Raw genomic sequence first — 25,964 nt, 5'->3', positions numbered from 1 at the left:
GAGAGAGGAGGAATACGGATGGCGCATGGAAACAATTCTAAGGAAAAGGTTGTATATGTCGGTGATTCCAGAGTTCGCAGAGGGAACGGATTTATCACACCTCCGGACTACACGGCTTACCCCGGCAAATCGGAAGCCTTTATCCCTAACTTTCTACTGAAGGAATGGATGGTCGGAGTCGTTGTACTTGTAGGAATATTAGTCCTTACTATTTCAGAGCCAGCTCCGCTAGGGTTTCCAGCAAATGCTAGTGCTACGGTTATCCCGATTCCTGACTGGTATTTCTTGTTCCTCTATCAGTATTTGAAGCTCCCATATGCTTCGGGCGATTATATCGTTCTGGGTACACTAGGAGTTACTGGTGTAGCTTTTGGTTCACTTCTGTTGGCTCCTTTTCTGGATACGGGTAGAGAGCGTCGCTTTTACCGTAGGCCGATTGCTTCATCTTTAATGTTCTTGTCACTTGCAGCAATTGTTTATTTGACCAATACAGCCTGGACTGAATACAAACATGAAATGGCTGAAACGGATCAGATTCCTGAAGATGTTCAACGGGAAGAAAAGGCGGCGGAGAACAGGGCAAAGGGTCTTCCGACCTCCAGTGCCGTTAAGCCAAAAGAAGTAGCGATTGTGGACAAGGATGATCCTGCTATGGGGCTCTTCAAGCAAGCCACTTGTATCTCCTGTCACGCAGCGGATTTGAAAGGGGCGGGCGGACCTTCACTTCGTGGAGTTGGAGACACTCATGACAAAGAAGCAATCCTTACTATTATAAAAGAGGGTCAAGGGCAGATGCCGAAAATGTACGATACCGCCTTGGGAGCAGGTCTATCAGAAGCGGATATTGATACCTTGGCCGGCTGGCTTGCCAAACAAAAAAGCGAACAGTAAAATAATGATAACGCAACCTGATCGTGCATGCGGTCAGGTTTTTGTATGTCTAAATGCAAAGTGCCATTACTTGGGGAGGTTAATAATCTGTATGCCAGTTCATTGGTTTAACAAACTGTTTAAGAACCGGGGAATTATTTGGTTGTTATTTATCGTAAATTTCCTGGGTACAATTTATGGTTACATATGGTATGGCAATCAACTGGAGTTCACTGCGGCTAATTATCCACACTGGCTGCTTCCATTTGTTCCGGATAGTCCAACCGCAAGTTTGTTTTTTACCTTGGCTCTGTTGCTGATGCTCTTCCCTCCAAAAAGCTACACAGGAAACAATGTAAGGGAACTTATTGAGGCTTTGGCGGTCGTTACGTCAGTGAAGTACGGGATATGGGCAGTGAGTATTATTTTTGCCGGGGGTTATCACGGTGATGTTTTGGTTTGGAAAGATTGGATGCTGGTAATCTCCCATACGGGGATGGCAGTTGAAGCATTGATTTATGCAAGGTTTTTTTCTTTCCGCAAAATGATTCCATTAGCCCTGCTTTGGACACTAGCCAACGATATGCTGGATTATTCTTACGGAATCTATCCGTGGTTACCTTCTGTTTTGAACGATTATGTTATACAGGTACAGTACTTTACAATGGCGCTTACGCTGCTTAGTGTTGCAGCTGCTTGGTTGTTTAGTAGAAGACAAAGACCGGTAGAGTCAATCTATCAGTTCAAGAATAGACGTTAGTAAACAGTTCTATCCCTTGTCCCCCTGCCATACATTTAGAATTATAAGAAGTATAAGTTTTATACTATGCTTTATCCTTATAATTTTACGAGAAACGAATATCGTCTTTAAAAGACGACAACGTCGTTTCTTCTTAAGTAGGAGGGGGATGTCTCATGCTCCGCGGGAGATATTATGTAGTGGTTGTTCTAGTATTCTGCTGGCTGCTGTCCAGTATGGATGTTGTAAAGGCTTCAGCAGCGCTAGGGGATGCTGGTGAAGGGTCTGGCAAAGCTTCGAAGCAAAGCGCCAACGTTAGTTCGGGCAACGGTTTGGCAGTAATGAGCGGAAAGACCAGAGCGCAGCAGCTGGAACAAGCTGCTGAGGCATTGTATGGGTATGTTTTGGAAGGGGATGTAATGAAGGTCCGACAGGAGACCGAAGCGATCTCCAAGATCTTTGTGTCCTCATCCTTTGAAGGAATGACCTCTGTGGAGGGTATTAATGCATTGTCAGGGGTCATTATGGACCTGAAGGCTACCGTGGCAGGCGCGAAAATAAATCCACAGCAATGGGAAGCGGCAGCCGCCAAGCTACGTCTAGCTGCCAACAGTCTTAATCATCCGCGCCAGCCTATTTGGCTTCAGTACTACAAGCTGATTCGCGAGGATTTAAATGCGATGGAGCAAAGTGCGGTTGCAAATGATTTGGCGGGCTGGAAAACAGCTCTGGAAAGACTGCAGGGCAGGTATGATAACATCCGGCCGGCAGTGATTGTCTCCCGCCAGCCTGAAGTTGTGAATGCTTTTGATTCCTGGCTCTCATATGCGGCCGGCATTCCTTCGTCCTCACAAAAGGTTGAACGTGCCCGCCTGCTTGAAATTGTATCTTATGGTCAGGATGCGGTAAGAGTAATGTTCGGAAAAGAGAAGGATGAACCTGCTTTGTCCTTGCCGCTGGCATCGCAAGAATTTGGGATTTGGGGAGGGTTAGCCGCAAGCTTCATTATAGCTGCGTTAGCCTATGTAGCCTATCGCAAGTATCGTGGTCAGAATCAGAATTGGAAGCCGATTCCGTAGGATGAAATTATAAACAGCAAAAAGGAGTGTGGGCTTGAAATGGCCTACACTCCTTTTTATTTAGGTTTCTCGAAAGCCTTCTCCATGTACGTCGTGTACATCACTAATAATTACGAAGGCGCGTGGATCAACGGATTTGACCAGCAGACTTAGCCGGCGGATTTCTTGCCTTGAGACTACACAGTACACCATATATTTGGCTTGCTTGGAATAAGCACCAATGGCAGGGATGAGGGTTACACCACGGTCCATTTCGGCTGTAATCAGATCGGCAATTTGTGGTGCTTCATCACTGATAATTGTAAATGCCTTGGCAGCATAGGCGCCTTCTTGGATAAAATCTATAACTCGTGATGAGATAAAAACTGCGACGAGTGTGTAAAGTATTTTTTCTTTAGGAATGTAGAGGATGGAAGAGCCAATAATAATAATGTCGATGGCCAAAATAATCTGCCCCATGCTCCAACCAAAATTCCGTCCCAGAATTCTTGCGACAATATCTACACCACCTGTTGTACCCCCAAAACGGAATACAAGCCCAAGCCCCGTTCCAAGCGTTACTCCTGCATACAGTGCCGCAAGAATAAAGTCGTGTTCGGTACTGAAGGGGATAATCCATCCCGCAGTAATCATTCGTTCGAAAACCCACAGGAAAAAGGTCAATGCCCCAATCCCTACACCTGTATACACAATTTGCCGCCCGCCTAGAACTTTCCAGCCTAGCAGAAACAAAGGAAGATTGATCAGCAGTGTGGATAAAAAGATGGGAATACTAAAGGCATAATTAAGGAGAAGTGTGATCCCGGTTACGCCGCCTTCCATCAACTGATTAGGAATGATGAAATACAGTAGCCCGAAGGCATATACTGCGGCTCCGAGCAAGATGGGAGCGACTGTCTTGCTGATTGTAATTACCTTTTTTGAATTCATGAAATCCCTCGTTAGGCCTTTTGTAGGCAGTTTTTCTTTTCCTATAATAAGTATACCTTTTCTTGCGTGTGTTAAAATATTCAAAAAAGATTGTCTTCAAAACGTCTTTACGATAACATAGGGGCAAACAGAAGGCAAGATATACAGAGGGGGAGAAGTTACATTTTATGGACAAAAGTCTTGGTGACATACAGCGTGAAGTAGACGCTTATATATCGCAGTTTAAGGAAGGGTACTTCAGTCCACTCTCTATGCTGGCCCGCATGTCCGAGGAAGTCGGAGAACTGGCTAGAGAGGTCAATCATGAGTTCGGCGAGAAGCCTAAGAAGTCTGATGAAGCTGAGAATTCCATTGAACTTGAACTGGGAGATATTCTGTTTATTACCGTTTGTTTTGCAAATTCTCTCGGGATAGACCTGACGGAAGCGCATAATAAGGTAATGCATAAATTTAATACCCGTGATGCGGGACGTTGGACGCCGAAAGACACCGATTAGGCCTCTATAACATATGCTGTACCAAACGAACGGGATTTAGCCGTGAGGATGGTGTGTATATGGATCATAAGGATTATGTAAGAGAGGCCTACCGCTCGATATTACGCAGTGACTTTGCCGAAGCTATTGTTTGCTTCGAGTCTGCAATTGCAGCAAGCCCTGCTGATGCCGAGGTTAGATATCGTTGTTCCATAACGTATGCCCGCAGTGGTATGCTAGATAAAGCTTTAGTTCATGCTCAGGCTGCTGTAAAGCTGGACACCAGCAAACCTGAGTATAGTCTGCATCTGCAGCATTTGCAGGCTATGATGCATGTACAAGAAGCCAAACGGTTGATAGAAGATGAAGATAACAAAACTCGCAACCCTTATCATCCGATTACACTGCTCAAAGAGGCTATTACCCTTGATCCATTATATGGGGATGCTTATGTATGGCTTGCTATCGCGCATAGTCGAGTGAATGAACATTTACAAGCTATGACTGCCTTAAAAGAAGTGATTTCGTTACATCCGGATGATTCTGGCTTGCGGGAATTGATGAGAGACCTTCAGAAATCCATACAATCGTATATGCAATAACTATATAACTAGTGAGAGCGAGGATGGAAAAAATATGAATAACAAGATCAGGGTCGTTGTATCCGGCGCAGGCGGAAGAATGGGTAAAGAGGTTGTTAAACTTGTATTGCAGGACGAAGAGCTGGAGTTAGCAGCAGCAGTAGATCGTTCTTCGGGCGATATTGATGCAGGGCGTCTGGTAGGTCTGGAAGACTCAGGCGTTATTGTAACTTCTGATCTTGAGGCCGCCCTCGCGGGAAGCAACGGAGATGTCCTTGTCGATTTCACTACACCGCAGTCAGCGTATACGAATACAGCGCTAGCTATTAAGTACGGAGTGCGTCCGGTTATCGGTACAACCGGATTCACACCGGAGCAGATGGTGGAACTGGACAAGCAGTGTCAAGAACAGGGGATTGGCGGACTTATTGCTCCGAATTTCTCCATTGGAGCTATTCTATTGATGAAATTTGCGGCACAAGCTTCAAAGTACTTCCCGCATCTGGAAATTATAGAGTATCATGGTGACCAGAAACTGGATGCTCCATCCGGAACTGCGGTCAAAACCGCAGAGATGATTTCGGAAGTTCGTGAGGAACTTCGTCAAGGTAATCCTAAAGAGGAAGAAACCATTGAAGGTGCCCGTGGTGGTTACTATAACGGATTCCGGATACATAGTGTCCGTCTTCCTGGTGTGTTTGCTCAAGAAGAAGTGATTTTTGGTGGATTCGGACAATCCTTGAAGATTCGCCATGATTCTTATGAGCGTGCAGGATATATGCCAGGCGTTAAGATGGGTATTGAAAAGGTAATGGGATATACAGGCTTGATCTATGGATTCGAGCACTTTATAGAATAGACAGGAGAGAACACCATGTTAAAGATCGCATTTATTGCCCACGATCGTAAAAAAGATGAAATCGTAAATTTTGTATTAGCTTATGAACATGTATTTGAAGGTCATGAACTATTTTCTACAGGGACTACTGGCCAACGGATTATGGATGTAACTAACTTAAAAATTCATCGTTACATGTCTGGTCCATTAGGTGGAGATCAGCAAATCGGTGCCATGGTAGCACAGGATGAACTGGATCTTATTATTTTCATGCGGGATCCATTAATGGCGCAGCCACATGAACCTGATATTTCAGCTCTGCTTCGTCTGTGTGACGTATACGGGATACCGGTAGCTACGAATATTGCCACAGCGGAGGTTCTTGTGAAGGCGATTGATCGTGGTGATTTTGCTTGGCGTGCACTGGTTCACAAATACAAACCGGGTGTTGATGAATGAAGCTGGACATTCTTGTATTTGGTGCGCATGCAGATGATGCGGAGATTGGTATGGCAGGAACAATTGCGAAACATACCGCTGCGGGACTTAAGGTGGGACTTTGCGATTTAACAGCCGCGGAAATGTCATCGAACGGTACAGTAGAACTTCGCAAGCAAGAAGCGCAGCAAGCTGCAGACCTTCTCGGAGCATCCGTGCGGACAAACCTGGGTCTGCCAGATAGAGGGCTTTTTATTACAGCAGAGCATGTGGCGGCTGTGACTGCTGAAATTCGCCGCTTTTCTCCTACGATAGTTTTTGCTCCTTATTGGGAGGATCGTCATCCCGATCATATCGCCTGTAGCAAGCTGGTGGAAGAGGCTGTTTTTAATGCCAAGCTACGTAAATATATGCCGGACAAGCCGGCAATTCCTGCTTCACAGCTGTACTTCTATTTTATCAATGATTTAGGACGTACCGATCTTATTGTTGATGTTACTGAGCAATATGGCTTGAAGGAGCAGGCGTTGTCCTGCTATCGCTCGCAGTTCACCAAACCTCCGGGTGAGGATGCTGTATCCACACCGTTAACGGAAGGCTACATTGAACGAGTCCGTTCGAGAGATATGCTGCTTGGCCAGCGCAGGCTGATTCCTTATGCAGAAGGGTTTGCAACCAAGGTACCTCATACGGTGGAATTGTTTACTTAAGGAACGGATATAACGAAGTTTGTATGATAATATAATAAGCTGATTATGATTGATCCAGGAGCGCTTGGAATTAATACGCCATTGCGCTCCTGAGAGCTTTTTTTGAACAGCTTAGAGAAATGAAGTCCTGTGTGATTTTGAAAGAAACGGTGTTCGCTTCGCTTTTTTGAAAGCGGCCGACAAACAATAGATGATTCATTACACGAATCAATACTGGAGAAGAAGGAGACAGGAAGATGGATCGTATGCTAAAAATAGGAATTACCTGTTATCCGTCTCTTGGCGGTTCAGGCGTAGTTGCGACTGAATTAGGTAAACTCTTGGCCGAGAAGGGTCATGAAGTTCATTTTATTACACATAGTATCCCGTTCCGATTGGGAACGTTTCAGAAAAATATTTTTTACCATGAGGTAGAAGTAAACGATTATTATGTATTCCGCTATCCTCCGTACGATCTAGCGCTTGCTACGAAGATGGCTCAGGTTGCCAAAATGCAAAATCTGGATCTTCTCCATGTTCACTATGCAGTGCCACACGCAGTGTGTGCTTTCCTTGCAAAGCAAATGCTTGGGAACGATATGAAGGTTGTAACGACTTTGCATGGTACGGATATAACGGTGCTTGGTCAGGATGAATCGCTTAAAGATTTGATTCGTCTGGGGATTAATGAAAGTGATGCCGTTACAGCGGTCTCTCAGGATCTTATTAGAGAAACACGGGACGTACTCGATATTACCCGCGACATTGATCTCACTTATAACTTTGTGGATCATCGGGTCTATTATCCGCGTGATGTAACGGATCTGCGGGGAGATTTCGCAGCGCCTGATGAGAAGATTCTGATGCATATCAGTAATTTCCGTCCTGTAAAAAGAGTCAGCGATGTTGTTGACGTTTTTGCAAAAGTGAATCGTGAACTGCCTTCACGCCTGCTGCTTGTAGGTGAAGGTCCGGATCTTCCCAAAATTCAAGCCAAAATTAGCGAAATGGGTCTGGAAGATAAAGTTCGTTTTCTGGGAAGGCAGGATGAAATCGCTCAGGTGATCTCTTTAGCTGATCTGCTTCTGCTACCTTCCGAGAAGGAAAGCTTTGGTCTGGTTGCTCTGGAAGCAATGGCTTGCGGCGTACCGACGATTGGCTCGCAAACCGGAGGCATCCCTGAGCTTATAGAGCATGGAAAGACTGGATTCCTTGCACCGATTGGCGATACAACGGCTATGGCTAAATATGCAGTTAAGCTCCTGTCGGATGAACGTATGGTGCAACAGTTCAGAGAAGCTTGTCTACAAACAGCCTGCAAAGATTTCTGTAAGGATTCGATAACGAAACAATATGAAGATATTTATTACCGGGTGCTGGGGCGCAAGGTACTTGGACTGGACCCGGTTCGGGGGTAAGGAGTCATATATGGAATGGACAATGGCACCTTCTGCGATGGCAATTGCAGCGGAGATTGTAATTTCCGAGTTAACCCAAAATGGTCACGAGGCTTATTGGGTTGGAGGATGTATTCGCGATGAGCTGTTGGGTAGGCCAGTGCATGATATGGATATTACAACCTCAGCACTGCCGGAGGAAGTGATAGCTATCTTTGCGCGCAGTGTGCCAACAGGATTAGCTCATGGTACGGTCACCGTGATACAGGATGGTTGTGCGTTTGAAGTGACAACATACCGGACAGAAAGTGGTTATGTAGACCACCGTCGTCCAGAGCATGTTTTTTTCGTCAACGATGTGAAGGAGGATCTTCGTCGTCGTGATTTCACGATCAACGCGATTTGCTGTGGATTAAATGGGGAACTTATTGATCCTTTTGAGGGTGAGAAGGATCTACAGCTGCAGGTGATTCGCTGTGTAGGCGATGCGGAGGAGCGGTTTGACGAAGATGCGCTTCGCATGCTTCGCTGCATTCGTTTTGCATCGGTGCTGGATTTCTCCATCGCGAAGAACACGTGGAGGGGCCTGATGCGCCAGCGGGATAAGCTGGCGCATATTGCTGTGGAGCGTGTCCGCGCGGAGCTGGACCGCATCGTCGAGGGGCCGCATCCTCTGCGCGGCCTCGGCATGCTAGCGCGCTGCGAGCTGCTGGCGCGCGGCAAAGCCCCGTTCCCCTGGACCGGAACCGATATGGCGGCTGCTGCCGCCTTAACGGCCGGGATCGGGGAACTGGAGAGCGCCCGCCTGCGGTGGGCGCTTCTCCTCCATGCCCTGAAGCAATCGGCCCAAGAGGCCGATGTGCTGCTGCGGGCATGGACGTTCTCGGGGACGACGCGGAGCGGCGTCGTCCAGGTGCTGCGGGTCCGCGAAGCTTGGACCGCTGCGATAGAGGCCATGCCGCCGGGTACGGGCGGCATGGAAGGTCTGCGGCGGCAATGGATCGCCGCCGTGCTGGCCTTCGGCGTGGAAGCCGCCGAAGGGTGGCTCTCGCTGCTGGCGATCCTGCCAGCCGCCGCACCTGCACTTCCCGCTGTGGTTTCACCGGCGGCCTCTTCTGCCTTTTCCGTCGTGGAATCGACAGAGGCCTCAACAACACCTGCCGCTGTAAATGTACAAGCGGCAAGAGAATGGATCGCTCAAATGCCGCTAACCAGCCTTTCAGAGCTTGAGATTACAGGCAATGAGCTGGTGGGGGCTTTGGACAAACGTCCGGGACCATGGCTAGGCAAAATGTTAAATGGACTCCTGCAAGCGGTCGCTTCAGGTGATTTACCTAACGATAAACAATTATTACTGCTTGAAGCAAAAAGGATGGATAGACATGAGCGATGATAAAGCGCTGTCGCTAACTGAGCTGAAGCGAGAGACCTCCGCTTCGAATTGGGTAGGCGTCATTCAGTTGCTGGAATCTGTGGTGTCCACTCAAGAAGAAGCTAAGTTTTTAGCGGAGAACGGCGCGCCGGAAGGGACAACTGTCATCGCGGAAGAACAGACGGGCGCCCGAGGCCGAATGGGAAGAAAGTGGTTTTCTCCCCGTGGCAAGGGTATTTGGATGAGTATTGTGTTACGGCCCCAATTACCCTTGTCGGAGACTCCGCAGCTGACATTGCTGGCTGGGGTTGCCGTCTGTAAGGCAATTCGACGGGTAACAGGTGTAGATGCCGGCATCAAATGGCCGAATGATCTGCTCGCAGGCGGTCGTAAGATTTGTGGGATTTTACTGGAATCTTCTCTAAGAGAAGGGGAGCTTCATTATTGCATTGCTGGAATTGGCATTTCCGCGAACATGACAGAGGAAGATTATCCTGATCATCTGCAGGAGGTCGCGACTTCACTTCGGATTGAGCGGGGCGGTGCTCCAGTTGACCGTTCTGAGCTGGTAAAAGCGGTTTTGGACGAGCTGGAGATGCATTACAATTTGTACATGAAGCAAGGTTTTAAACCCATCAAAGAGCTCTGGGAGTCCATGTCAGTGACTTTGGGTCGCCAGATCGCACTGAATAGCCCTCAGGGGCGTTCCGAAGGTGTGGTAGTAGGTTTGGATGAAATAGGTGGTCTGCTGCTTAAAAACAGCTTAGGAGAGATCTCTAACGTATGCTCAGGTGAAATTGAACTTTTATAATATTTTTTATATGACAAGGGTATCATCCCTTGTCATATTTTTTTCGTGTAATTCCGAGCTTTTTTTGTTATACTATGGGTCGGAGGCGGTATCGTTTAACGAACTGTACTCTTGAACTGAAGAACTTTTTTATATTTTTATTATTGGAAATACCTTCATAACTGCGTTTGACGGTTACGTTGGATTCTGCTCTGAGCCGTAAGGACCGAGACAGAAGGGACGATCGCAAGTGACTCTTTTTTGCCCTTCGGACCTTTTTAGCAAATGATTGCTAAAAGGTTTTTTTGTTGCGATTTTTACGGGCAGGTTACTTAAAAAAGGAGGACGAAAAGAGAAATGGCAAACAAACAAGCGCTAAATATTGTAAAAATGAAAAAAATGAAAGCAGAAGGTGTGCCACTGAGCATGCTGACCGCTTATGATTATCCGTCTGCAGTTCTTGCAGAAGAAGCAGGTATCGACCTTATTTTGGTTGGTGACTCTCTTGGGAATGTAGTCCTTGGATACGATACAACTTTACCGGTAACGATTGAAGATATGGTGTACCATACCCGCTCGGTAACTCGAGGAGCACAAAGCACCTTTATCGTGGCGGATATGCCATTTATGACTTATCACGGAAGTGTAGATGAAACTCTGCGGGGAGTGCGCAGATTAATGCAGGAAGGGCGGGCTCATGCCGTCAAAATGGAAGGTGGACTCGAGATTTGTGAGACTGTAGCTACGGTGGTAGCTGCGGGAGTCCCTGTACTGGGACATATCGGGCTTACTCCGCAATCCGTGAATATGATTGGTGGCTACCGGATTCAAGGCAAAGATGCCAAAGATGCGCAACGCCTGATGGATGAAGCTAAGGCGCTTGAGGCCGCAGGTGCTTTTGCAATCGTTCTGGAGCTGGTAACGGAAGAAGTAGCCCAAGCGATCTCTGAAGCGCTTAGCATCCCAACCATTGGGATCGGTGCAGGCCGTTACTGTGATGGACAGGTATTGGTTTTCCATGATTTGCTGCGGTATGCCTCACCTTACCGTGAGAAACGTTTTGTCAAAACCTATGCGGATGTGGGTAATGTAATCCGTGAGGGCATCAGCCAATATGTGAAGGAAGTGAAGGAACGTTCCTTCCCAGATGAAAGTCACGTTTTTAATGCAGATGAAACGGTTTTGGAATCTTTATATGGCGCTGCAAGAAAGGAAGGGAAATAAATGAGAGTCGTCAGAAGCATTGAGCAGCTGCGCGAAGCTTTGGAGTATATGAGACAAGGCGGGCACGCCCCGATTGGGTTCGTTCCTACGATGGGATACTTGCATGACGGACATGCCAGTCTGCTTCGCCGGGCTGGAGAAATGAGCAACACAGTGGTAATGAGCATTTTTGTGAATCCTTTGCAATTCGGGCCAAACGAGGATTATGATTCCTATCCGCGTGACGAGCGTCGTGATTTGGAACTCGCTGAACGTGAGGGAGTAGATATTGTATTTATCCCCAGTGTGGAAGAAATGTATCCGCAGCCTACTCGGACTACGGTCTCGGTATCGGAGCTTACTACCCGTCTTTGTGGGGCTTCCCGCCCTGGGCATTTTGATGGTGTAACCACAGTGGTTAATAAATTCTTCAATATCGTACAGCCGGATTATGCTTTCTTTGGGCTGAAGGATGCTCAACAAGTTGCTGTGCTTCGCCGAATGGTGTCCGATCTTAATATGAATGTCGAAATTATTCCTTGTCCGATCGTTCGTGAAGGGGATGGACTTGCACTCAGCTCACGTAACGTATTCTTGTCTCCAGAGGAGCGTAGTCAGGCATTGGTGTTATCTCGTTCCTTACGTGAAGCACGTCAGTCTATTGAAGAAGGAAAAGTAACAACCGTTGCTGAAGTGCGGGAATTGTTGACATCGGTTATTTCCAGCTCTCCTCTAGCGGTGATTGATTATGCGGAGATCTTAACATTCCCTGATCTTGAAGGATTAGAGGATGAAGCTCTTTTATCAGAAGTGGATGGGGAAATTATAATAGCGCTCGCCGTGAAGTTTGGCAGAACACGCTTGATTGATAATAATGTATTTATTCCAAAGGAGGTTGCTGCACTTGTTTAGACATATGATGAAATCCAAAATTCACCGCGCAACAGTAACGGAAGCGAATTTAAACTATGTGGGCAGTATTACCATTGATGAGAGCTTGATGGAAGCCGCGGACATTCTTGAGAATGAAAAAGTTCAAATTGTGGATAACAACAATGGTTCGCGACTGGAAACCTATGTAATCCCTGGACCGCGCGGAAGCGGAGTGATCTGTCTTAATGGTGCCGCAGCTCGTCTTGTTCAGCCGGGCGATACAGTAATTATCATTTCCTATGCGATGTTGTCCTCGGAAGAACTGGAGTCACATAAGCCAACGGTGGTATTCGTGGATGAGAATAACAAACCAGTGAAGCTGGCTGATCATGAATTGCATGCTACAATCGCTTAATGTAAGGACTTACGCCATGTAATGAATGGCAGGGATGAAAGACCCCGATCTCGCAGAAAATGAAGTCAGGCAAGCTGAACTGATTTCATCTTCAGTAAGGGGGGATCGCCCATGTTTCAACATTTGTTTGCTGAAATGAACAAGGTGCTTCAGGAGATCGTAACAGATTACCCTACAGCGGAGGGTGCCCGCCGGAACGAGCTTTTATGCAATTATAATATGCTGCATAGACTGAGCGACAAAGTGATGGATGAATGGCTCGCTTTTGCTGAGAAGCTTAGTTCCTTTCGCGAAAGTGCGGATTTTACAGCAGTGGTCGAAGAGGAAGTGCCGGAACAGGAAGCACCAGAGCTATGTATGGATTCCTTTGTAAGAGGTCAGGGGTATTATAAGCTGCTGATGTATGGAAAGTGTATTGATCAGTTTAAAGAAGTTATTGCGCAATACCCGGATAGCTTGGCTGCTCGATTATATTTAGCCATCTCTTATCTGCAGGAAGGTGACGGTGAGGCCGCTTGGGGTCATCTGAACCATATGCTGGGCTTGATACGGGAAACCAAGCTGAAAGCCATGGTTTATAATGCTTTAGGCTGCATACGAGCCTCACAGGAACGTTTCAATGAAGCGCAGGAATTATTTGATCTTGCTTTGCAGCATGACCCTGCGCTTCCGGAACCAAACGTTAACTTAGAGGTATGCCGCCGTCGTGGAGGGAAGCTGCATTTTGGAAATCAGCTGGTTTCCCTTTTGTAAAAGAATAACGGTTTTGGAAATTTCCATTCAAGCGATGCATCCCCTGAACCAGTGGTGTGCATCGCCTTTTTTCGCAACTTCTGTTATGCTGATTAAGAGTCTCAATTGAAAGGGAATAGAATTATAATGAAATTTGCCGTGCTTGATTTTGAAACAACAGGAACCCAATCCGTGGGTGAAATTATCCAGGTTGGCCTTGCAATTATAGAAGAAGACCGGTCCATCTCCCGGGTATATGGTTCCTATGTCAAGCCCGGAACGCCGATTCCTCCTTTTATAACAGGTCTGACGGGGATTACCGATGATGATGTTAAGGATGCGCCTGAGCTGGATGAGATGATGATGGAGCTTGTTCCGCTCTTGGATGATGTTGTGCTTGTAGGGCATAATGTCGCTTTCGACTTCCATTTTTTACAAAATGCTTTAGATCGTTGTGGTTATTTGCCATTTCAAGGGCGGATTTTGGATACGATTGATTTTCTGAAAATTTGCTTTCCTTCGCTCACATCTTATCAACTTGGCTCTGTCAGTGCTCATTTTGGAGTGACACATGATCGTCCGCATCAGGCAGATAGTGATGCACTTGCGACTGCTTTAGTGCTGCTGAAATGTCTGGAGGAGCTCTACGAGCTGCCGCTGCTTACGATCCAGAGACTCTGTGAGCTGTTTACCGAAGAGGATAGTGATCTGGGCTGGTACTTTGATGGTCTGCTGCGAGAGCGGGAAGCGGAAACGCTACAGCCCGAAGGTGATCTGACTTTCTATCGTCAATTAGCGCTTGCAGTAGGAGATTGGACGGAGTTAGCGCCACCTAGAGATGAGCATGCTGAGAATCCGCTAGCGAATTTATCTTTTACTGATTATATGGACGAAGTAACCAAACGACTTAAAGACACATTACCGCAGTATGAAAGCCGGGAAGCTCAGGATATTATGATCAATGAGGTGATGACGGCACTTGCCGAAGACAAACACCTACTGATCGAAGCGGGCACAGGAACCGGTAAATCGCTCGGTTATTTGTTGCCTGCCATTTATCAAAGCGTTCGCACCAATGAAAAAGTCATGGTCAGCACTCATACCATTAATCTGCAGGACCAATTGCGCGAGCGGGATATCCCTTTGTTAACGCAGGTAGTTCCTTTTCCGTTTAAAGCTGCTATTTTTAAGGGAAGAGGGCATTATTTGTGTCTGCGTAAGTTTGAGCATAAAATTAATAAGAAGGACTTTATAAGCCCAAGGGAAGATGCGCTTACTGCCGCTCAGATGATTGTATGGCTCACTCAAAGTGAATCAGGGGATGATGAAGAGCTGAATTTAAGCGGCCGGGGCGGTGACTTCTGGGAGACGGTGGCAAGCGATACCGATTCCTGTCTGGGCCGTTCTTGTCCTTGGTTCCGCAAATGTTATTATCATAGGGCCAAGCATGAAGCTGGGATTGCTGACGTGGTTATTACGAACCACTCCAAGCTATTCGCAGATGTTAAGGCTGGGCACCAGCTGCTTCCGGCTTACGAGCATCTTGTCATTGATGAAGCACATCATTTAGAAGATGTGGCTGGTAAACATCTTGGCATGCATATGAAGCATTTCACTGTGGCACACACGTTATCGCGACTGTATAAAGATAGCCGAAACGGACAGCTTCCTGCTCTGCGTCAGATATTACAGTCGTCAGGCAGTGAAGAGGCTTCAGAATGGAGCGGAGTCATCGATCGGATCTACCCGGATCTGCTTACCGTCAAAGAAACCTGGGATGCACTCAGCGACAAGCTGTTCAGCCTATTGCCGGAACGCAGTGATGCAGGGGCAGGAGAAGCGGGACAACTGGTTATGCGGTTGCTTCCCGCCCGTAAGCCGAAGGATTGGGATGAATTGGTTGCGCTAGAGAACACTATGAATCTGACGTTAAGCGACATCATCCGTAAGGGTGATAAAATGCTTAACGAGATGCGTGACCAGGAAAGCCAATCCTCAGCAGACAGCCTTGTTACTGATATTAGCGGTTTATTTAAAGATTTGGCTTCCATACGTGAGCAAGTAAGATTCTTTATGGGGCTGAATGACGATAATGTAGTATATTGGCTGGAGGCAAATGGAAATTACCGCAGCAAATCACTACAGCTGTATGCCGTCCCTGTGGATGTTAGCAGCCAGCTTAAAGAGTTGTTCTTCGATAAGAAAAAAAGCATCGTGCTTACCTCGGCGACGCTATCTGTAGATAAATCTTTTCAATTTATGATTGATAATCTCGGACTTAACGAAGCTGTAGAAGAGGGACGTCTAATGACCTCACTCCTTCCATCTCCCTTTAAGTATCGCGAGCAGGCACTGCTAGTTATACCGCGTGATTTTCCTAGTGTGAAGGGGAGTGTGGGCGATGCTCGATTTGTCGATACACTCGTACAGTCATTATCGGAAGCTGCTAAAACAACACGTGGGCGGATGCTGGTTCTGTTTACTTCTTATAAAATGCTGCGTCAGGTATATGATCCGCTTAAAGAGGCTTTGGCCTCACAAGAGATTACGGTGCTTGGTCAAGGCGTGGAAGGTGGCAGCCGGAGCAAGCTGATCCGCCGCTTTCAGGACAGTGCAGCATCCGTATTGCTGGGGACGAGCAGCTTCTGGGAAGGTGTAGATATTCCAGGTGAAGCACTGACTTGCCTGGCCATCGTGAGACTTCCGTTTCAACCACCGAATCACCCGTTGGCGGAAGCGAAGTCGGAGTTATTGCAGGCCCAGAAGAAGAATCCGTTCATGAAATTATCTGTTCCTCAAGCGGTTATTCGTTTTAAGCAGGGATTCGGAAGACTGGTTCGCACGGCGCAGGATCGCGGAATAGTTATTGTTTATGATACAAGGGTTATTGAATCTCATTACGGGAAGTATTTCCTTTATTCATTGCCTGGTCCCAAAATGGAGCATATGCTTACTGATCAAATGGTCCCTCGCATAGCGGAATGGCTAGAGGATGGCGGCGCTTCTTAAAACGCTCGTCTTCAGTTTAGCTCCTCCTTATCCTTAAGGGCGGTGTGTTACAGTACCGTCCTTAATAAGGAGAGGTAGACGTTTGAATATGGATTTTCACAAGAACATTACTATTTTTAGGAGGAAAAATATGAAATCGGATAAAATATCAGAAGCCGTTGTTCGCAGACTGCCTGTGTACTTGCGTTTTTTGAATGATCTCCAGAATCGCGAAATATTAACAGTTTCCTCTCAGGAACTTGGACAAAAGCTTGATCTTAATCCCGCACAGATTCGTAAGGATTTAGCATATTTTGGTGACTTCGGCAGAAAAGGTATCGGCTATGATGTAACGTATCTTATTGAGAAAATCCGTCATATCCTGAAGCTGGATCAACAGCTTAATGTAGCTTTAGTTGGAGCAGGTAATCTCGGACATGCCTTGTCTAATTACAATGCATATCTCAAAGATACTATGAAAATCACGGCTATATTTGATTCGTACGCTCCTAAGGTTGGACGTAAGATCAACTCCCTTACTGTGCAACCGATGGATGAACTAGGCAGCACAATTCGTGAGCAAGGTATTCGCATTGCCATTATTACCGTACCTGATTCAGAAGCTCAAAATGTAGCAGATATTCTCATTTCTTCTGGGATTGAAGCGATTTTGAACTTTGCCCCTGTGATTCTGAAGACACCACCGAATATCCGGGTGCATGCAGCTGATTTTACAACTGATCTGCAAAGTCTTGCTTATTACTTGCGGGATGGAAAGGAAGAAAGCGAACATGAACAACAATAAAACGATAATTAAGGGCGGGTATTTTCTGACTCCGGGAACGGATGAGCCGGTTCTGAGTGGATATATGACTATTGAAGATGATTTAATCACTTACATAGGAAAAGAAGAGCCTCAGATGGAAGCTGGAGTGCAAGTGGTTGATGGCAGCCGTCTGCTGTTCATGCCTGGACTTGTAAACACACATGGTCATGCGGCGATGTCTTTGCTGCGTGGATATGGAGATGATTTAGCGCTACAAGTGTGGCTTCAGGAGAAGATGTGGCCGATGGAGGAAAAGTTCACCGGTGATGATGTATACTGGGGAACCTCCTTATCTGTATTGGAAATGCTGAAGGGTGGAACTACGACCTTCCTCGATATGTATGATCATATGGACCGAGTAGCCGAGGTAGCTGAGTTATCAGGTATCCGTTCCGTATTGATGCGTGGTGTGATCGGCTTATGTCCAGAGGATGTACAGAATCACAAGCTTGCGGAAGCGATTTCTTTTGCCCGTAACTGGCATGGAAAGGCTGAAGGTAGAATTACTACTATGATCTCGCCGCACGCCCCTTATACTTGCCCTCCGGACTTCCTGGTTAAGTTCGTGCAGGCAGCGCATGATCTGGATTTACCGATGCATACGCATATGTCCGAAACGAAACGTGAAGTGGAACAAAATGTGGCGGATTACGGGTTGCGTCCTGTAGCTCACTTAGAGAAGCTTGGAATGTTCACACGTCCCTCGATAGTTGCACATGGTGTTCATTTAAATGATGAAGAGATTGAGATCTTGGCTCGCCATAATGTGGGTGTATCTCATAATCCGGGCAGTAATTTGAAGCTGGCTAGCGGAGTGGCTCGGGTTACTGATCTTCTAAAAGCTGGTGTGAAGGTGTCTCTTGGCACGGATGGCGCGGCAAGCAACAATAACTTGGATATGTTTGAAGAGATGCGGCTTGCAGCTCTCATTCATAAGGGTGTCAGCGGTGATCCAACGGCTGTTCCAGCTCCAGAGGCTCTGCGTATGGCTACAGAATATGGCGCGCAGTCCATCTTTTTAAATAATGTAGGCAGACTTGCTGTAGGGATGAAAGCAGATTTCATTGCTATTGATATCGATCAGCCACATTTGCTGCCACACACAGATCTGTTGTCTCATGCAGTTTACTCTGCTAGCGCTAAGGATGTTGAGCATGTGTGGGTGAATGGTAAACAGGTCATCAAGCATGGACAATGCTTAACCCTGGATGAGGAAGCTATCCGGCGTAAAGCGCAAGAAGCCTTCGAAGGTTTATTGAAGCGTTAAGTCTGGAGAATAACGAATAAATAATAGGCTGCGACTTTTTGCTTTTAGCAAAAGTTGCGGCCTTTTGTGTATTTTTAAGGCTGGGAAAGCTAGAAAATTATGAAATTTTGGATAAACGCGCGGGTGTGTTATATAATCAAAAAAGATATATTACTAGAAAGGGAGCTGTACCTTGAAGAAAAGGAAAAAATGGATCCTCCTGGGGTCAGTTCTGATTCTGCTCCTGGGGTTTGGACTTATCCAGTTCTATGCCTATATTATGAAAGATCAATGGAACGAGCGTGATATCGCTAAGGATGTTGCCAAAACCAGAGCGGGTCTAACAGAGGTAACCAAAGCACAAAAATCGGTTTGGGATGAAAATGCAGTGTACTGGGTATTAACTGGGAAAAATGAAGCCGGGACTGCTCTTATGGTCTGGGTCCGCTTTACGGTAGATGGAAAATTTGCTGAAGGCGACGACGCAGTGTTTGCTGAGGAACTAAGTAAAGGAACCTCGGAAGCCCAAATACGCGGCATTATCAAAGCTGATCTTCCGGACATAACGATTGAACGCTTGCTGCCGGGAGTATATAACGGAGAGTATGCTTGGCAGCTTTTTTATAATCAGAGCGGTCGGTATTATTATCAATTTTATCGCTTTTCGGATGGGTCCCGAATGGGCGAAGGTTACAGTTTACCTAAAAGTTAAGCTGAACATAAGGAAATTAAGGGTGGCATAGTAAACAAGCGAACTTATTATAAGTTCGCTTGTTTACATTTATTTGATGTACAAAAGTGATATACTAAGTGATATACTGAATGGGTAGTTATCACCGAATATTCTCTTAAATTCACATACGAAAATAGGCCGATTGATTAAAAATCAAGGCCAGTTTTGTCGAAAGTGAGGAATTTATTTGGTATTGATGGAAATATTTAAAAAATTAAATTTTAAATATATTCACATTTATTTTGAAATTAGTATATACACCTGTGATATACTACTACTTGTAATTAGAACAGCAATAAGAGACTTCAGTCTCTCTGATGAGCTCTCAAGTAGCTATAAATTATTATAATGAGCTTTATATTTTGTCATCTTTGAGAGGAGGACGTTTCTTGAAATTACGTCTTGTACCTGTGCTGATAACGTCTCTACTGTCGGCTACTCTATTGTTTGGTGGCTTCTTTTTGTATCGTCAGTTTGCAATGCAGGAACCACTTCAGAAGATTGTATCTCAATATGAGGGCGTCAATAATTCTCATATCAGTATTAACCGCAATGAGGTCACTTTGAAACTTGATCTCCAGCCAGGCACGAAATTACGTGAACTGGTTCAGTACGTCTCCCAAGAAGGAAAATCGATGATTGATGGACGTACACTAAAACTTGATGTAGAACAGAACTCCAGTGAACTGCTGGATGAATACTGGGATAAAGCGATGTTCTCTGTAGCCGAAGCTATGGAGAGCCGTAAATATACACTTATACCCACAGAACTTGATGGACTCAAAGCGCAATATCCACAATATAAAAATGTGATAGCCTCAACAGAAATTGATGACAATAATGTCTATGTAAGCTTGAGTAATGGAAAAGAAAGCAAATTTATTATTTTGCCGCGTAAACCTGCGACATTGGGGGTATGGAATAATGCCTAAATACCTTAAAGAAATTCTAATCGGATTTGTTCCTGTCTTGTTTATTTTTATGGCTTTTCTAGGCATTAATATATTCCCGATTGTAATTGCTGCTGGGATGCTCACGGCTTTACTTATCATTGCTCATTTAAGAGGCGGACTTGCGGTAAATGCAGGTGCCGGGAAAAAACGCAAGAAGGATGGACCTTCAAAGCTTACTTTTGAAGAAATTGGCGGGCAAGACAATGCAAAACAGGAGCTTCGTGAAGCGTTGGATTTTTTGATCCGGCATGAGGAAATCAGCAAATTCGGGATTCGGCCTTTGAAAGGGATTCTGCTTACAGGCCCTCCAGGAACAGGTAAGACCCTTATGGCTAGAGCAGCAGCACATTATACAAACTCTGTATTTGTGGCAGCATCAGGCAGTGAGTTTGTAGAAATGTACGTAGGTGTCGGTGCCGGCCGTATCCGCGATTTGTTTAAGGATGCCCGTACCCGCGCCCTTAAGGAAAACAAGCAAAGCGCTATTATTTTCATAGATGAAATTGACGTAATTGGCGGTAAGCGTGAGGGCGGACAGCAGCGAGAATATGATCAGACCTTGAATCAGCTGTTGACTGAGATGGACGGGATCTATAACAACGAAACACCACGCATTCTACTGGTAGCAGCCACTAACCGTAAAGAAATGCTTGATTCAGCATTGCTGCGTCCTGGCCGGTTTGACCGTCATATTCAAGTGGACATGCCTGATAAAAAAGGCCGCAGATCGATTCTCGAATTGCATGCCAAAAATAAGCCGCTTCATGCCAATGTGAACCTCGACAAAATTTCCGAAGAAGCCTATGGTTTTTCCGGTGCTCAGCTCGAAAGTGTTATGAATGAGGCAGCAATTTATATGATGCGTGAGGAATTGACAGAGGTTGAGCAGCGGCATCTGTCGATGGCGATTGACAAGGTTATGATGGGGGAAAAAACGGACAGAGAAACTAACCACGAAGAGAAAAAACGTGTGGCGATCCACGAATTGGGACATGCCATTATGGCAGAACTGCTTCGTCCGGGAAGTGTCAGTCAGGTTACGCTGACTCCGCGGGGGCAAGCCCTTGGTTATGTACGTCACAATCCTCAGCAAGAGCAGTATCTGTACACCAAAGATTATCTCGAAGATCAGATTATGATCGCACTTGGTGGAGCGGCTGCAGAAGAAATGTATTATGGCGGACGAAGCACAGGTTCACGTGGCGATTTTGATCAGGCCCTGAATATTGTCGAAACCATGATGAAATCCGGATTGACTTCGTTGGGTATTGCCAAACTGGAAATGGTTACCACTGAAGAGCTTATGAAGGAAAACAGTAAAATATTGGACGAGTTGATGGTACGTACTCACGACCACCTTGAAAAGCAACGAAATGTATTTGATTACTCCCTTGACATTTTAATGAAGGAAGAAGTGCTCTCTGGAGAGCAATTTCGATGTCAATTTCGTGACAGCGTGCGTTTACCAGCATAAATATTTATGCTGGTTATTTTTTTTTACTTTTCAGGCATGCTAAGATATCATTATATGTCGGGCTTTATAAATTTTTGCGACAGACAAGGTACAATACAAAAGTATAGATACCTGAAAGGATGGAGACTTTTTTATGAATTTCAAGAAAATTGGTGTCATCGGCGGTGGCACAATGGGACAAGGGATTGCCGAAATGCTGGCAGCCAAGGGCCTGGATGTATTGCTGGTGGAGAAAACCCCTGAGAAACTGGACTACTCCTACGAAATGATCGAGACAAGTCTAGATAAGCAACTGGAGAAATGGGCGATCACTCAAGCTGAGAAGAAGCTGATTCTTAGCCGCATTCAAAAAGTGACACATTTCGCAGAGCTGAGCTCTTGTGACATGGTTATCGAAACAATCGTTGAGGATTTAGAAGAAAAGAAAAAAATATTGAATCAACTGGATCAAGTATGTCCAAACCACATTATTCTTGCCAGCAATACGTCAACACTTAGCTTGACTGAACTTGCAAGTTCTACAATGTATCCGGAACGCGTGATCGGAATGCATTTCATATACCCTGTAGCTAAAGTGGATCTTGTTGAAATTGTACGCGGTCTGAAAACTTCAGATGCTACTTTTGAAGATACAAAATCCTTTGTTGATGAAATTGTTGAGAAAAAAGGTGTAATGATTTATGAATCCCCAGGATTTGTAACATCACGCCTCATTTGCTTGTTTATCAACGAAGCTATGCATGTACTGCAAGAGGGCGTTGCCTCCGCACAGGATATTGACGATGCTATGCGTATTGGTTATCAATTCCAATATGGACCGCTTGAAATGGCTGACAGATTTGGTCTGGATTCGGTTCTTGCTGCACTCGAAAATATGTTCCGTGAATATGGTGAGCTGAAATATCGTCCTTCCACGATCCTTAAGAAGATGGTGCGTGCAGGACAATTGGGTATGAAATCAGGCGAAGGCTTCTTCCAGTACGACAAGGATGGTGACCGTATATGAATATTCTAGTAATTAACTCCGGTAGTTCTTCTTTAAAATATCAATTGTACAATATGGCTGATGAATCCGTTTTGGCTAAAGGTTTGGTGGAACGTATCGGGATGGATTCCTCCATTCTGAACCATAAACCTACTGGTAAAGCTGAAGTAACAGAAGTAAGTGAAATTTTGGAGCATAACACAGCGATTCGTAAAGTTCTAGCTTGCCTAACGGATAAAGAGCATGGCGTTATTGAATCCATTAAAGAAATCAATGCTGTGGGTCACCGTGTAGTACATGGTGGTGAATTCTTCAAAGCTTCCGCACTTGTGGACGCTGATGCCAAGACTAAAATTCGTCAATTGTTTGACCTTGCACCCCTGCATAACCCAGCAGCAATGATGGGGATTACGGCTTCTGAAGTAAATATGCCGGGTGTACCGCAGGTTGTTGTATTCGATACTGCATTCCATCAAACAATGCCTGAAAAAGCTTATATGTACGCGATTCCTAGAGTACTGTACAATAAATATAAAGTTCGTCGTTATGGCGCACACGGTACATCACACGACTTCGTAAGCAAAGCTGCTGCGGAGTACTTGGAGCGTCCGTTGGAAGATCTGAAGATCATTACTTGTCATATCGGTAACGGAGGTAGTGTAACTGCAGTTCAAGATGGAGTGTCTGTGGATACTTCCATGGGTATGACTCCTCTGGAAGGTTTGATGATGGGTACTCGCAGTGGTGATCTTGATCCAGCAATTGTACCTTACGTGATGAACAAGGAAGAATTGTCCGTAGGCGAAGTTAACTCCATGTTGAACAAACATAGTGGACTTCTAGCAATTTCGGGCGTAAGCAGTGATATGCGTGATATTATTGAGGGTATGGAAAAAGGTGAGCCTAATTCCACGCTAGCTTTTGAAATGTATGAGTACCGCTTGCGCAAGTATATCGGTTCTTATGCGGCTGCTATGAACGGTGTAGATGCTATCGTATTCACTGCTGGTGTTGGTGAAAATGCTTCATTGCTACGTGAGAAACTGCTAAATAACCTTACGTTCCTGGGTATTGAGTTGGATGTTGAAGCTAATAAAGTTCGCTCCGGCGACCCGCGTCGTATCTCTACGGTAGATTCCAAAGTGCAGGTGCTTGTAGTTCCGACTAACGAAGAACTTGTCATCGCACGTGATACAAACCGTATTGTGCAAGGAATTAACGGCTAAATTAGAGGAGAGATTGAAGGCATGGCTAACAAGAGTGTAATCAAGAACGTGAATGAACATGTTGGAGAAAGTGTTGTTATCGGTTGTTGGGTAAACAACAAGCGCTCCAGTGGTAAAATTCAGTTCCTGCAGCTTCGCGATGGTACAGGTTATATTCAGGGAGTTGTAGTGAAATCAGAAGTGCCTGAAGAGGTATGGGATGCAGCTAAGAGCCTCACACAGGAAAGCTCATTGTATGTGACCGGTATTATTCGTGAGGAGCCTCGCAGTCAATCCGGTTTTGAAATGACTGTTACCGGAATTGAAGTTCTGCACCTTACAGAGAATTATCCAATTACTCCGAAAGAGCATGGCGTTGATTTCTTGATGGATCACCGTCACCTCTGGCTCCGTGCCTCGAAGCAGCGGGCTGTTCTGGTTATTCGTGCGGAGATTATCCGGGCAATCCAACAGTTCTTCAACGAGAGCGGATTTACAAAGGTGGATCCTCCGATTCTGACGCCAACGTCAGCAGAGGGAACTACTAACTTGTTCCACACGAAATACTTCGATGAGGATGCTTACCTGACCCAAAGTGGACAATTGTACATGGAAGCTGCAGCTATGGCACTGGGCCGTGTATATTCCTTTGGACCCACCTTCCGTGCGGAGAAATCTAAGACTCGTCGCCACTTGATCGAGTTCTGGATGATCGAGCCGGAAATGGCCTTCACAGATCATGAAGAAAGCTTGAAGGTTCAGGAAGAGTTTATTAGCTTCGTAGTGCAATCCGTATTGAAGAATTGCCGTGCGGAGTTGGAAGCGGTAGGCCGCGATATTTCCAAGCTGGAGAATATCAAAGCACCATTCCCACGCATTACTTATGACGATGCGATCAAGTTCTTGAATGATAAAGGCTTTGAAGATATTGCTTGGGGTGATGATTTTGGTGCACCTCATGAAACAGCAATCGCTGAAGCATACGATAAACCTGTATTTATTACTCATTATCCTGCTTCATTCAAAGCGTTCTACATGAAGCCGGATCCAAATCGTCCTGAAGTCGTACTGTGTGCTGATATGATCGCTCCTGAAGGTTATGGAGAGATTATTGGGGGTTCACAGCGGATCGATGATCCTGCGCTGCTTGAAGAGCGTTATAAAGAGCACAATCTTTCGATGGACTCTTATAAATGGTACATGGATCTGCGTACTTACGGATCTGTACCTCACTCCGGTTTTGGACTTGGGCTTGAGCGTACTGTAGCTTGGATCTGTGGTCTTGACCATGTACGTGAGACTATTCCATTCCCACGTACACTGTACCGCCTCTACCCATAAGTTCTTAGGATTTGAACAAAGGGGGAAGCACATGGACGGCAAGACATGGAGTACCTGGAGCGAAGGCGTCTCCTTCGGTCTGGAGAACGGAATGGCCGTCATACCTTACGCTTTACTGAAGTATTACCGGAAGCTGAATTTAAGCGGAAGTGAAGCGATGCTGCTGATTCATCTGCTCTCCTTCAGGCAAGTGGAAGGGATTGAGTTCCCTTCTCTGGAGGAGCTTCAGGTCGTAACTGGTCGTAGCATTTCCGTTCTCGCCGGAGAATTGCAGAAGCTCATGAAGGAAGGTTTCATTAGCATCGATGGAGACAACGATGAGCTAAGAGATATCCATTATGAACGCTACAATTTCTCAGGGCTATATGGAAAGCTAGGTGCTTATCTTGCGACAGCTGTACAAGAAAATGAGCAAGATAAGGACAAAGGGGCATATGCAACATCAGCTCCCCGGGCTGCTGCGTCAGGTGGAGGATTCGGAACTCCCCCCACATCTCCTTCTTCACTTGGAGATAAAGAGGAGAGCCGGAATCTATTCAGTATTTTCGAGAAGGAATTCGGGCGCCCGCTGTCTCCAATGGAATGTGAGACGATTTCCAGCTGGGTGGATCAAGACCGATATCCTGAGGAGCTGATTCTGTTAGCACTCAAGGAATCCGTATTTGCGGGGAAGGTTCATTTTCGTTATATCGACCGGATATTGCTGGAATGGGCCCGTAACCGGGTCAAGAACGCTCAGGATGTTAAGACGTATACACAAAAATTCCGCAATGGTGGAAGATAGATCGTTT

Annotated in this window: 26 protein-coding genes; 25 read left to right on the top strand and 1 reads right to left on the bottom strand. The window is 45.8% G+C overall.

The window, feature by feature from the left end; genetic code table 11:
• The first annotated feature begins 18 nt into the window (after positions 1 to 18).
• The 3 genes from MHI25_RS21125 to MHI25_RS21115 all read left to right on the top strand — a co-directional run bounded on the left by MHI25_RS21125 (position 19) and on the right by MHI25_RS21115 (position 2,688).
• The gene (locus MHI25_RS21125; RefSeq protein WP_076127526.1) at positions 19 to 891 is read left to right on the top strand and encodes a menaquinol-cytochrome c reductase cytochrome b/c subunit; all 873 of its coding nucleotides are present in this window, start codon (positions 19 to 21) and stop codon (positions 889 to 891) included.
• A 91-nt stretch (positions 892 to 982) separates the two neighbouring features.
• The gene (locus tag MHI25_RS21120) at positions 983 to 1,630 is read left to right on the top strand and encodes a DUF1405 domain-containing protein (RefSeq protein ID WP_051490910.1); all 648 of its coding nucleotides are present in this window, start codon (positions 983 to 985) and stop codon (positions 1,628 to 1,630) included.
• A gap of 155 nt (positions 1,631 to 1,785) precedes the next feature.
• Entirely contained in the window at positions 1,786 to 2,688 is a 903-nt protein-coding gene (locus MHI25_RS21115; protein WP_340394189.1) for a sporulation protein YpjB, read from the top strand.
• 60 nt (positions 2,689 to 2,748) lie between these two features.
• Here the strand turns inward: MHI25_RS21115 and MHI25_RS21110 are convergent, their stop codons facing one another.
• Positions 2,749 to 3,618, bottom strand: a complete 870-nt coding sequence (locus MHI25_RS21110) for a YitT family protein (RefSeq protein WP_076127532.1) — start codon at positions 3,616 to 3,618, stop codon at positions 2,749 to 2,751.
• A gap of 167 nt (positions 3,619 to 3,785) precedes the next feature.
• Between MHI25_RS21110 and MHI25_RS21105 the strand changes: the two genes are divergently transcribed.
• From MHI25_RS21105 to MHI25_RS21000, 22 genes are all read left to right on the top strand, one after another.
• Positions 3,786 to 4,115 (top strand): nucleotide pyrophosphohydrolase, encoded by a 330-nt coding sequence (locus tag MHI25_RS21105; RefSeq protein WP_036676271.1) that lies wholly within the window; start codon positions 3,786 to 3,788, stop codon positions 4,113 to 4,115.
• A gap of 59 nt (positions 4,116 to 4,174) precedes the next feature.
• Positions 4,175 to 4,696, top strand: coding sequence for a tetratricopeptide repeat protein (locus MHI25_RS21100; RefSeq protein WP_036676272.1), 522 nt, complete (start codon positions 4,175 to 4,177; stop codon positions 4,694 to 4,696).
• 34 nt (positions 4,697 to 4,730) lie between these two features.
• Positions 4,731 to 5,534 (top strand): 4-hydroxy-tetrahydrodipicolinate reductase, encoded by an 804-nt coding sequence (gene dapB, locus MHI25_RS21095; protein WP_036676273.1) that lies wholly within the window; start codon positions 4,731 to 4,733, stop codon positions 5,532 to 5,534.
• A 15-nt stretch (positions 5,535 to 5,549) separates the two neighbouring features.
• Positions 5,550 to 5,972: a methylglyoxal synthase gene (mgsA, locus tag MHI25_RS21090; RefSeq protein ID WP_036676275.1), complete on the top strand. Its 423-nt coding sequence runs from the start codon at positions 5,550 to 5,552 to the stop codon at positions 5,970 to 5,972.
• Positions 5,969 to 6,661, top strand: coding sequence for a bacillithiol biosynthesis deacetylase BshB1 (bshB1, locus tag MHI25_RS21085; RefSeq protein WP_340392401.1), 693 nt, complete (start codon positions 5,969 to 5,971; stop codon positions 6,659 to 6,661). The genes mgsA and bshB1 overlap by 4 nt, the downstream gene beginning before the upstream one ends.
• A 236-nt stretch (positions 6,662 to 6,897) precedes the next feature.
• Positions 6,898 to 8,058, top strand: a complete 1,161-nt coding sequence (gene bshA, locus MHI25_RS21080) for an N-acetyl-alpha-D-glucosaminyl L-malate synthase BshA (protein WP_036676278.1) — start codon at positions 6,898 to 6,900, stop codon at positions 8,056 to 8,058.
• The gene (locus tag MHI25_RS21075) at positions 7,994 to 9,430 is read left to right on the top strand and encodes a CCA tRNA nucleotidyltransferase (RefSeq protein WP_340394185.1); all 1,437 of its coding nucleotides are present in this window, start codon (positions 7,994 to 7,996) and stop codon (positions 9,428 to 9,430) included. The genes bshA and MHI25_RS21075 overlap by 65 nt, the downstream gene beginning before the upstream one ends.
• Positions 9,420 to 10,220, top strand: coding sequence for a biotin--[acetyl-CoA-carboxylase] ligase (locus MHI25_RS21070; protein ID WP_076127538.1), 801 nt, complete (start codon positions 9,420 to 9,422; stop codon positions 10,218 to 10,220). Before MHI25_RS21075 ends, MHI25_RS21070 begins: the two co-directional genes overlap by 11 nt.
• A gap of 336 nt (positions 10,221 to 10,556) precedes the next feature.
• On the top strand, positions 10,557 to 11,423 hold the full coding sequence (gene panB, locus MHI25_RS21065; RefSeq protein WP_076127540.1) for a 3-methyl-2-oxobutanoate hydroxymethyltransferase: 867 nt from the start codon (positions 10,557 to 10,559) through the stop codon (positions 11,421 to 11,423).
• Entirely contained in the window at positions 11,424 to 12,314 is an 891-nt protein-coding gene (gene panC, locus MHI25_RS21060; protein WP_036676286.1) for a pantoate--beta-alanine ligase, read from the top strand.
• The gene (gene panD / locus MHI25_RS21055; RefSeq protein ID WP_036676288.1) at positions 12,307 to 12,690 is read left to right on the top strand and encodes an aspartate 1-decarboxylase; all 384 of its coding nucleotides are present in this window, start codon (positions 12,307 to 12,309) and stop codon (positions 12,688 to 12,690) included. The genes panC and panD overlap by 8 nt, the downstream gene beginning before the upstream one ends.
• A 111-nt stretch (positions 12,691 to 12,801) precedes the next feature.
• Positions 12,802 to 13,443, top strand: coding sequence for a hypothetical protein (locus tag MHI25_RS21050; protein ID WP_076278335.1), 642 nt, complete (start codon positions 12,802 to 12,804; stop codon positions 13,441 to 13,443).
• A gap of 126 nt (positions 13,444 to 13,569) precedes the next feature.
• Positions 13,570 to 16,431 (top strand): ATP-dependent DNA helicase DinG, encoded by a 2,862-nt coding sequence (dinG, locus tag MHI25_RS21045; RefSeq protein WP_339281201.1) that lies wholly within the window; start codon positions 13,570 to 13,572, stop codon positions 16,429 to 16,431.
• A 130-nt stretch (positions 16,432 to 16,561) separates the two neighbouring features.
• Positions 16,562 to 17,215 (top strand): redox-sensing transcriptional repressor Rex, encoded by a 654-nt coding sequence (locus MHI25_RS21040; RefSeq protein WP_036676294.1) that lies wholly within the window; start codon positions 16,562 to 16,564, stop codon positions 17,213 to 17,215.
• A complete protein-coding gene (locus MHI25_RS21035; RefSeq protein ID WP_076183988.1) occupies positions 17,202 to 18,503 on the top strand; it encodes an amidohydrolase in 1,302 nt (433 codons plus the stop codon). The genes MHI25_RS21040 and MHI25_RS21035 overlap by 14 nt, the downstream gene beginning before the upstream one ends.
• Positions 18,504 to 18,675: 172 nt before the next feature.
• Positions 18,676 to 19,194: a DUF5590 domain-containing protein gene (locus MHI25_RS21030; RefSeq protein WP_076278333.1), complete on the top strand. Its 519-nt coding sequence runs from the start codon at positions 18,676 to 18,678 to the stop codon at positions 19,192 to 19,194.
• Between the two features lie 410 nt (positions 19,195 to 19,604).
• Positions 19,605 to 20,147, top strand: coding sequence for a hypothetical protein (locus MHI25_RS21025; RefSeq protein ID WP_076127549.1), 543 nt, complete (start codon positions 19,605 to 19,607; stop codon positions 20,145 to 20,147).
• The gene (locus tag MHI25_RS21020; RefSeq protein ID WP_076276715.1) at positions 20,140 to 21,642 is read left to right on the top strand and encodes an AAA family ATPase; all 1,503 of its coding nucleotides are present in this window, start codon (positions 20,140 to 20,142) and stop codon (positions 21,640 to 21,642) included. Before MHI25_RS21025 ends, MHI25_RS21020 begins: the two co-directional genes overlap by 8 nt.
• Positions 21,643 to 21,775: 133 nt before the next feature.
• Positions 21,776 to 22,648, top strand: coding sequence for a 3-hydroxyacyl-CoA dehydrogenase NAD-binding domain-containing protein (locus MHI25_RS21015; protein WP_036676304.1), 873 nt, complete (start codon positions 21,776 to 21,778; stop codon positions 22,646 to 22,648).
• Positions 22,645 to 23,853 carry an acetate kinase gene (locus MHI25_RS21010; protein ID WP_036676305.1) on the top strand — a complete coding sequence of 403 codons (1,209 nt, stop codon included), beginning with the start codon at positions 22,645 to 22,647 and terminating at the stop codon, positions 23,851 to 23,853. The genes MHI25_RS21015 and MHI25_RS21010 overlap by 4 nt, the downstream gene beginning before the upstream one ends.
• A 21-nt stretch (positions 23,854 to 23,874) precedes the next feature.
• Positions 23,875 to 25,173, top strand: a complete 1,299-nt coding sequence (gene asnS, locus MHI25_RS21005) for an asparagine--tRNA ligase (protein ID WP_036676308.1) — start codon at positions 23,875 to 23,877, stop codon at positions 25,171 to 25,173.
• Positions 25,174 to 25,204: 31 nt separating this feature from the next.
• The gene (locus MHI25_RS21000) at positions 25,205 to 25,957 is read left to right on the top strand and encodes a DnaD domain-containing protein (RefSeq protein ID WP_076302747.1); all 753 of its coding nucleotides are present in this window, start codon (positions 25,205 to 25,207) and stop codon (positions 25,955 to 25,957) included.
• The last annotated feature ends 7 nt before the right edge of the window (positions 25,958 to 25,964 follow it).

Origin of the sequence: Paenibacillus sp. FSL E2-0177, from assembly GCF_037992975.1 — a bacterium.
In the GTDB taxonomy this organism is placed as follows: domain Bacteria; phylum Bacillota; class Bacilli; order Paenibacillales; family Paenibacillaceae; genus Paenibacillus_AQ; species Paenibacillus_AQ odorifer.
Note: the sequence above shows the minus strand (reverse complement) of the source record. Positions and strands in the feature narration are given on the sequence as shown.

Bases quoted from the DNA above. Each gene is read 5' to 3' on its own strand.
- asnS (WP_036676308.1), top strand. From the start codon at position 23,875: ATGGCTAACAAGAGTGTAATCAAGAACGTGAATGAACATGTTGGAGAA.
- MHI25_RS21105 (WP_036676271.1), top strand. From the start codon at position 3,786: ATGGACAAAAGTCTTGGTGACATACAGCGTGAAGTAGACGCTTATATA.
- panB (WP_076127540.1), top strand. From the start codon at position 10,557: ATGGCAAACAAACAAGCGCTAAATATTGTAAAAATGAAAAAAATGAAA.
- MHI25_RS21040 (WP_036676294.1), top strand. From the start codon at position 16,562: ATGAAATCGGATAAAATATCAGAAGCCGTTGTTCGCAGACTGCCTGTG.
- MHI25_RS21075 (WP_340394185.1), top strand. From the start codon at position 7,994: ATGAAGATATTTATTACCGGGTGCTGGGGCGCAAGGTACTTGGACTGG.
- MHI25_RS21110 (WP_076127532.1), bottom strand. From the start codon at position 3,618: ATGAATTCAAAAAAGGTAATTACAATCAGCAAGACAGTCGCTCCCATC.
- mgsA (WP_036676275.1), top strand. From the start codon at position 5,550: ATGTTAAAGATCGCATTTATTGCCCACGATCGTAAAAAAGATGAAATC.
- MHI25_RS21020 (WP_076276715.1), top strand. From the start codon at position 20,140: ATGCCTAAATACCTTAAAGAAATTCTAATCGGATTTGTTCCTGTCTTG.
- MHI25_RS21125 (WP_076127526.1), top strand. From the start codon at position 19: ATGGCGCATGGAAACAATTCTAAGGAAAAGGTTGTATATGTCGGTGAT.
- bshB1 (WP_340392401.1), top strand. From the start codon at position 5,969: ATGAAGCTGGACATTCTTGTATTTGGTGCGCATGCAGATGATGCGGAG.
- panC (WP_036676286.1), top strand. From the start codon at position 11,424: ATGAGAGTCGTCAGAAGCATTGAGCAGCTGCGCGAAGCTTTGGAGTAT.
- MHI25_RS21015 (WP_036676304.1), top strand. From the start codon at position 21,776: ATGAATTTCAAGAAAATTGGTGTCATCGGCGGTGGCACAATGGGACAA.
- MHI25_RS21070 (WP_076127538.1), top strand. From the start codon at position 9,420: ATGAGCGATGATAAAGCGCTGTCGCTAACTGAGCTGAAGCGAGAGACC.
- MHI25_RS21115 (WP_340394189.1), top strand. From the start codon at position 1,786: ATGCTCCGCGGGAGATATTATGTAGTGGTTGTTCTAGTATTCTGCTGG.
- MHI25_RS21100 (WP_036676272.1), top strand. From the start codon at position 4,175: ATGGATCATAAGGATTATGTAAGAGAGGCCTACCGCTCGATATTACGC.
- MHI25_RS21050 (WP_076278335.1), top strand. From the start codon at position 12,802: ATGTTTCAACATTTGTTTGCTGAAATGAACAAGGTGCTTCAGGAGATC.
- bshA (WP_036676278.1), top strand. From the start codon at position 6,898: ATGGATCGTATGCTAAAAATAGGAATTACCTGTTATCCGTCTCTTGGC.
- dapB (WP_036676273.1), top strand. From the start codon at position 4,731: ATGAATAACAAGATCAGGGTCGTTGTATCCGGCGCAGGCGGAAGAATG.
- dinG (WP_339281201.1), top strand. From the start codon at position 13,570: ATGAAATTTGCCGTGCTTGATTTTGAAACAACAGGAACCCAATCCGTG.
- MHI25_RS21035 (WP_076183988.1), top strand. From the start codon at position 17,202: ATGAACAACAATAAAACGATAATTAAGGGCGGGTATTTTCTGACTCCG.
- MHI25_RS21000 (WP_076302747.1), top strand. From the start codon at position 25,205: ATGGACGGCAAGACATGGAGTACCTGGAGCGAAGGCGTCTCCTTCGGT.
- MHI25_RS21010 (WP_036676305.1), top strand. From the start codon at position 22,645: ATGAATATTCTAGTAATTAACTCCGGTAGTTCTTCTTTAAAATATCAA.
- MHI25_RS21120 (WP_051490910.1), top strand. From the start codon at position 983: ATGCCAGTTCATTGGTTTAACAAACTGTTTAAGAACCGGGGAATTATT.